General features: G+C 30.8%; 3 protein-coding genes. All 3 read left to right on the top strand.

The genetic code is table 11. The features are described from left to right. On the top strand, positions 1–292 hold a 292-nt coding region (locus H7U02_RS11420), incomplete at its 5' end, for a hypothetical protein (RefSeq protein ID WP_207185678.1). 140 nt (positions 293–432) lie between these two features. After that, the gene (locus H7U02_RS11415; protein ID WP_201043405.1) at positions 433–819 is read left to right on the top strand and encodes a GntR family transcriptional regulator; all 387 of its coding nucleotides are present in this window, start codon (positions 433–435) and stop codon (positions 817–819) included. A 1-nt stretch (position 820) separates the two neighbouring features. Beyond that, positions 821–1005: ATP-binding cassette domain-containing protein (locus H7U02_RS11410; RefSeq protein ID WP_201043403.1), on the top strand; the 185-nt coding region annotated here is incomplete at its 3' end.

The following is a 1005-nucleotide window of genomic DNA, read 5'->3' as shown; positions in this document are numbered from 1 at the left end:
CCCCATTTTTTTTTACACCAACAAGCCGCAATACTCTCTACTCTCTGGTCTCGTGGGCTCGGAGATGTGTACAAGAGCCAGCGACAGGCTTATCATGGAAAAGAATACTAAAATTGATTTTGTAGAACTTGAACGTTTAGCTGAATTTGGTGGTTCTGATGATGGATCAGTTAAACCTCAGTCAGTATCACCTGTTATTTCTGCAACTCTTAAAATTTGTTTACCTACGGTTTCTGCAGTCACTACGTTTTTATCTTGTAATAGATCTTGTGGCTGGGGATGTAAAAAATAAGTCAGAATTATTTTCAAATTAAAAACTTATTGTATATTTTATTGTTCTTAAATACATTGTAGACTTAAATTATTTATCATCTTGGTTGGAGTACTTTTTTGCTGTGATAAGATGGTAAATAATTTTTTTTAGGAGGAGAAGTGTTAGAAATATTAATTTCATATCATTCCAAAGTGCCAATTTATGAGCAAATATTTAAGCAAATTAGTAATAAAATATTAAGTGGGGACCTTCCCCCAGGTGCTTCTTTACCAGCAATTAGAGTTCTTGCAAAAGATCTTGGTGTAAGTATTATTACAGTAAAAAAAGCATACGAATTACTTCAATCACAACATTTAATTAACTCTGTTGTTGGTAAGGGGACTATAATTTCTAAATTGAGTTCAGATTTTATTGAAGATAGTATACGGAATCAACTTGAAAAAAAAATTGATGAGGTTATTAAATTTGGTATTGAGGTTGGAATTGATTCCAAAGAAATTAAAGAAATTATTTTATTGAAGTTAGATGATAATGGAGAAATATAAAATGAATTTAGATAAGAATACTATTTTAGAGGTGAATAATTTAAATGTAAACTACAAGAATTCCAAATTTAAAGTTAGTGATGTTTCTTTTTCGATTCCTAGAGGATGTATTGTTGGACTTATAGGTGAAAACGGTGCAGGTAAAACTACTATAACTGTATCTTATACCCATCTGACACTGACGAA

Origin of the sequence: Streptococcus sp. 3.1, from assembly GCF_016648915.1 — a bacterium.
In the GTDB taxonomy this organism is placed as follows: Bacteria; Bacillota; Bacilli; order Lactobacillales; family Streptococcaceae; genus Streptococcus; species Streptococcus salivarius_E.
Note: the sequence above shows the minus strand (reverse complement) of the source record. Positions and strands in the feature narration are given on the sequence as shown.